Raw genomic sequence first — 5,114 nt, forward strand, 5'->3', positions numbered from 1 at the left:
CGCCGGGCGACGTTCGGACCCGGTCGACGCGGTGCCCGGCGCGAAGGGGGCCGTCCTGCGTGACGGTTTCGTCGTCGAGCGGGTCTGGCCGCGCCCCGGTGTGACCGTGGCGCTGCTCACCCGTTGAGCCGCGCCTCCGGCTTCGGCGGGCGGGCATGGGGCTTCGGCGGACGAGCAGCCGCCCACCATGTCGGCGACTCGGCGGTATTCCCCCGCCCGGATACCCCCATGTCGCGGACACAAAGTCGATCAAGCGCCCCGGAGGGCGGAACCGGGCGGGAGTCGATCAAGCACCCCGGGTCAGGACCGGGCGAGGGGGACGACCAACACTGCCTCGGTGCCGCCCTCGGCCCCGTTACGCAACTCGATGGTGCCGCGCAGTTCCCCGGTCACCAGCGCCCGGACGATCTGGAGGCCGAGCCGGCTGCCGCGCTCGGCGTCGAACCCGGCCGGCAGGCCCCGCCCGTTGTCGGCGACGGTGACGTGCAACTGCTTGCGGAAGCGGTGCGCCGACACCACCACCTCGGGCGGCGCCGCGGACGGGGCACCGGCGGCCACCGGTGGAAGGACCCCGCCCACCGCCGAGCCGCCCGCCCCGGACCCGTCACCCGCCCCGGACCGGGCACCCCCCGCAGCCCCGCCGCCCGCCTCGGAGCCGCCAACCGCCCCGGCGGGCGGGAACTCGGGCTCGGCGGCCGGCGGGAAGCCGTGCTCGACGGCGTTGAGCAGCAGCTCGTTGAGGACCATGACCAGCGAGGTGGCGATCTCGGCCGGCAGCACGCCGAAGCTGCCCCGGCGGCGCATCCCGACGGTCTGCTCAGTCGCCGCCACCTCCGTCGCCGCGCTGGCCACCCGGTCGACGATGCCGTCGAACTCGACCGCCTCGTCGCTGGACATGGAGAGCGTCTCGTGCACCAGGGCGATGGAGGCGACCCGGCGTACCGACTCCTCCAGGGCGACCCGCGCCTCCGGCATGGCGACCCGGCGGGCCTGGAGGCGCAGCAGCGCGGCGACGGTCTGTAGGTTGTTCTTCACCCGGTGGTGGATCTCCCGGATGGTGGCGTCCTTGGTGATCAGTGCGCGGTCGCGGCGGCGTACCTCGGTGATGTCGCGGACCAGGACCAGCGCGCCGATCGGGACCCCGGCGGGCATCAGCGGCAGGGCCCGGGTGAGCATGGTCGCGCCCCGGGCGTCGATCTCCCGTCGGGGCGGGCCCTCGCCGCGCAGCGCCGCGAGGATGCCGTTGGCCGCCTCGGTGCCCTCCAGCGGGTCACCGGCCAGCCGCCGGTGCAGCTTGGCCAGGTCCTCCCCCACGAGGTGCGCGGCGAAGCCGAGCCGCCGGTAGGCGGACTGGGCGTTGGGGCTGGCGTACGTGACTTTGCCGCCCGCGTCGAGCCGAACCAGGCCGTCGCCGACCCGTGGCGCGGAGGTGGTCTCCCCCGGGTGCCGGGGCGGCGGGAACGTGCCGTCGGCGATCATCTGGGCCAGGTCGTCGGCCGTGGTCAGGTAGTTCAGTTTCGAGCTGGCTGGGCGTGCGGGCGGTGGAGAGATTGGTGTCCCGGCCGACGACCGCGATCACCTCGCCGGGCTCCCCGTCGGCGGCGCGCAGCCGGACCGGGATCGCCTCGTGCCGGGCCGGCACGTCGCCGTACCAGACCGGGGTCGCCCTTCCCGCCAAGATCCCGGCCCTGGGCGGTAGGGCGACCTCCCAGGGTGGGCCACCTCGGGCCCGCCGACGATCCGCCCCACCTGGTCGTCCTGGTACGCGGTGGGCGCGGTCGTCGGGCGGACCTGGGCCACGCAGAGGAAGGTGCCCTCGCGGTCGACCGGCACCCACAGCAGCAGGTCGGCGAAGGACAGGTCGGACAGCAGTTGCCAGTCTCCGGCGATCCGGTGCAGGTGGTCGATGTCGGCGGGGCGGAGCTGGGTGTGCTCCTCGGCGAGGTCGCGCAGCGTGGACACGCTGCACAGCGTGCCACGCCGGGCCGGGCCCCGTCCCGCTGGCCGCCCGGCTCACACGCTCCGCCCCGCTCACCTCGTCGCGGTGACCTTCTTCAGGCCGCGCGGTGCGTCCGGGTCCTCGCCCCTGGCCAGGGCCAGCTCCAGCGCGAGGCGCTGCAACGGCAGGATGTCCAGCAGCGGGGCGTACCGCTCGTCGACCTCGGGGACGGGCATCCGGGTGGCCCCCTCGACATCGGCCGAGCCGACCACGACCACGTCGGCGCGGCGCTCGCCGAGCCGGGGCAGCACCTCGCCCATCGACCGGCCGCCGGGGCCCGAGCCGACCACGGCCAGCACCGGCACGTCCGGGTCGGTCATCGCGAGCGGGCCGTGCAGCAGGTCGGCACCGGAGAAGGCCAGCGCCGGCAGGTACGAGGTTTCCATCAGCTTGAGCGCCGCCTCCCGGGCGGTCGGGTACGCGTAACCCCGGCCGGTGGTGACGAGCTGGGCGGCGAACCGGTAGCGCGGCGCGAGCTGGGCCGGGGTGGTGTCGTCGAGGGTGCGGGCGGCCAGTTCCGGCAGGGCGGCCAGCGCGGCGCGCTCGGCGGCGGGCAGCGCCCCGTCGCCGGCCCGGACGCCCTCCACGAGCATCAGCAGGGCAAGCAGCTCGGCGGTGTACGTCTTGGTGGCGGCCACCGCCCGCTCGTGCCCGGCGGCGATGTCGACGCTCAGCTCGGCGGCCTCGACCAGCGGCGAGTCGGGGTTGTTGGTCACCGCGAGGGTGAGCGCGCCGGACGCGCGGGCGGCGCGCAGCACCTCGGTCAGGTCGGGCGAACCGCCGCTCTGGCTGACCCCGACGACCAGCGCGTCGGACAGGTCGGGGCGCGCGCCGAAGAGGGTGACCGCGCTGGGCGAGGCGAGCCCGGCGGGCAGGCCGAGCCGGATCTCGGTCAGGTACGCCGCGTAGAGGGCGGCGTGGTCGGAGGTGCCCCGGGCGGTGAAGACCACGTGCCGGGGACGGCGGTGCGCGATGGCGGCGGCCACCCGGGCGATGGCCCCGGCCTGCTCGGCGGAGAGCAGCCGCTCGTAGCCGGCCGGCTGTTCGCAGATGTCGGCAGCCATCCCGGCCCCTGCACGCGTCACGGAACACCCCTTCCCCTGCACGATTGCCGCGCATTTCCTGCTCAGTCTTGCACGTTTAGGGAGAGGTGAACAATCTTTCGAGCAGCATCGCGCAGTAGATCACCAAGCCGAGCCACGATCACCTACGCTTGCCCGGCCTGGCGACACTGTTGGCGGGGACGCCTCCGCCGGCGAGCCAGCCGACCTACGACCGAGAGGCCCACGTGTCCAAGGGAAGTGACGACTCCCCGCTGTCGGCGGAGGAGGAGCTGACCCTGGCCCGGCTCGCGCTGGACGAGGGCGACCTGGCCCACGCCGCCGGGCACGTCGCTGGCGCGCTGACCCGGGCGCCCACCCTGCCGGAGGCGCACGAGACGCTGGCCCGGCTCGCCGCCGCCAGCGGCGGCGGCCTCGACCTGTTCCCGCTGCACCAGCGCGTCTTCGTCGGCGTCGTGGTCGCCCGGGCGCACCTGCTCGCCGCGGCGGGACAACCCGCCGAGGGGCTCGAACTGCTGGCCGCCGCGACCGGTCACGACCGGAGCGCCGACTGGGCCGGGGTGCCCTGGGTGACCGCCCCCGACCTGCCCGAGCGGCTCGACCCGGAACGCGTCGCCCAGGTGCTGATGCAGGTCTGCGCCACCACGCCCGACCCGGTGCCGCGCGCCGACCGGGCGCCGCTGATGCCGTACCTCACCCTGGCCCGCAATGCGGTCACCGTCCACCCCGAGCACGCCCTGCTGCTCGGTGCGGCGTCCGCGTTGGCCCGGCGCCTCGGCGAGGTCACCCTCGCGATCCGCTGGGCCAGCCGGGGGGTACGCGCACACCCGTCGAAGCTCGGCGAGGTCTGGCTCGGGTACGCGTACCGCAGCGCCGGCCGCACCCACGAGGCCCTCTCCGCGCTCGGCCGGGCCGTCGGGCACGACCCGGACGACCTCGCCGTGTACGCCGACATCGCCGGCACGCTGGCCGACACCGGCCGGCTCGACGAGGCCCTGGAGTGGACCGATCGGGCCCTCGCCCGGGATCCCACCTTCGACTGCGCCGTGCACACCGCGCACCGGCTGCGTTTCCAGCGCGACGGCGACGTGGCGCACCTGGTGGCGCTGGCCGACTTCGTCCGCGACCACCCCGACGACTCGCACGAGCACGGCGACCTCGCCGAGTGCTGCCGCAGCCGGCCGTGGCTCGGGCAGGTCACCCCCGCCGCCGGGGCGGCGGTCGCCGTGCTGCGTCACGCCCTGGCCGAGGAGCAGCACGGCCTCGACGCGACCCCTACGGCTGGAGACACTGGAGCCGCCGAGCGCGCTGCGTACCGTGGCGGCTGCCGCACCCGGGCTGCGGGTCGAGGTGGCGAAGGTGGCCGACCCTGACCCACGCGAGCCTCGGCGGGCCACCGACCGGCCGCTGTGGCGCTGGGACGGCACCGTCGCCGCCCCGGCGGTGCCGGCGCCCTCGGCCGAGGCGGCGGACCGCGTCCGGCAGCTCGCCCACCCGGCGTGGCCGCATCCCCCGGCGGCGTACGACGCGGCGGTCGGCCTGGCCACGCTGGGCTTGCCCGACCTGCTCGGGCTCCTGGTTCATCCGCCCACGGCCCCGGCGACCGGGCTGGGCCGGGTGCTGACCGGGCAGGACCCGGCGCTCTGGGTGCGCTGCGTGCAGGTGTGGGCGTGCCTGGGCCTGCTGCACCATCGCACGGACGAGCCGTGGCCGGGGTCCACCCGCCGCCGGGTGCTGGTCGAACTGGTCTGGGGGGTGGAGGACTGGATCACCGAGGCGGCCCTGTTCGCCCTGGTCACCGCCGCCTGGGTGGACCCCTCCGTTCGCGAGGACGTGGCCGGCGTGGTGGCCGAACGGCTCGCCGACGCGGCAGCCGTGGCCCGGGACCGGAACGTGCCGATCGCGGTGTCCCTGGCGTACCTGGCGCTGGCCACCCCGGCCCTGGATCCGGCGACGACCGCGCTGGCCGGCAAGTTGATCTCCGGCCCGGCGGCGGGGTCGGCCCGGCCGGGCCCGCTGCGCCGCCTCTGGGCCCGCCTCACCCGCCTGCGGCG

1 protein-coding gene and 2 pseudogenes are annotated in these 5,114 nt (G+C 76.0%); 1 reads left to right on the forward strand and 2 read right to left on the reverse strand.

Translation table 11 applies throughout. The features are described 5' to 3' along the window. Window positions 1-300: 300 nt before the first annotated feature. Both MCAG_RS35650 and MCAG_RS09760 read right to left on the reverse strand, forming a co-directional pair. Window positions 301-1,962: pseudogene (locus MCAG_RS35650) on the reverse strand (histidine kinase N-terminal domain-containing protein). A gap of 69 nt (window positions 1,963-2,031) precedes the next feature. Further along, entirely contained in the window at window positions 2,032-3,063 is a 1,032-nt protein-coding gene (locus MCAG_RS09760; RefSeq protein WP_007072799.1) for an SIS domain-containing protein, read from the reverse strand. 224 nt (window positions 3,064-3,287) lie between these two features. On the opposite strand from MCAG_RS09760, the pseudogene MCAG_RS09765 reads away from it, so the two are divergent. Further along, a pseudogene (locus tag MCAG_RS09765) lies at window positions 3,288-5,114 on the forward strand (tetratricopeptide repeat protein); the annotation flags it as partial.

This window comes from Micromonospora sp. ATCC 39149, from assembly GCF_000158815.1.
GTDB lineage: Bacteria > Actinomycetota > Actinomycetes > Mycobacteriales > Micromonosporaceae > Micromonospora.

Excerpts from the sequence above, each read along its gene's own strand:
- MCAG_RS09760 (WP_007072799.1), bottom strand. The coding sequence starts at position 3,063 with ATGGCTGCCGACATCTGCGAACAGCCGGCCGGCTACGAGCGGCTGCTC.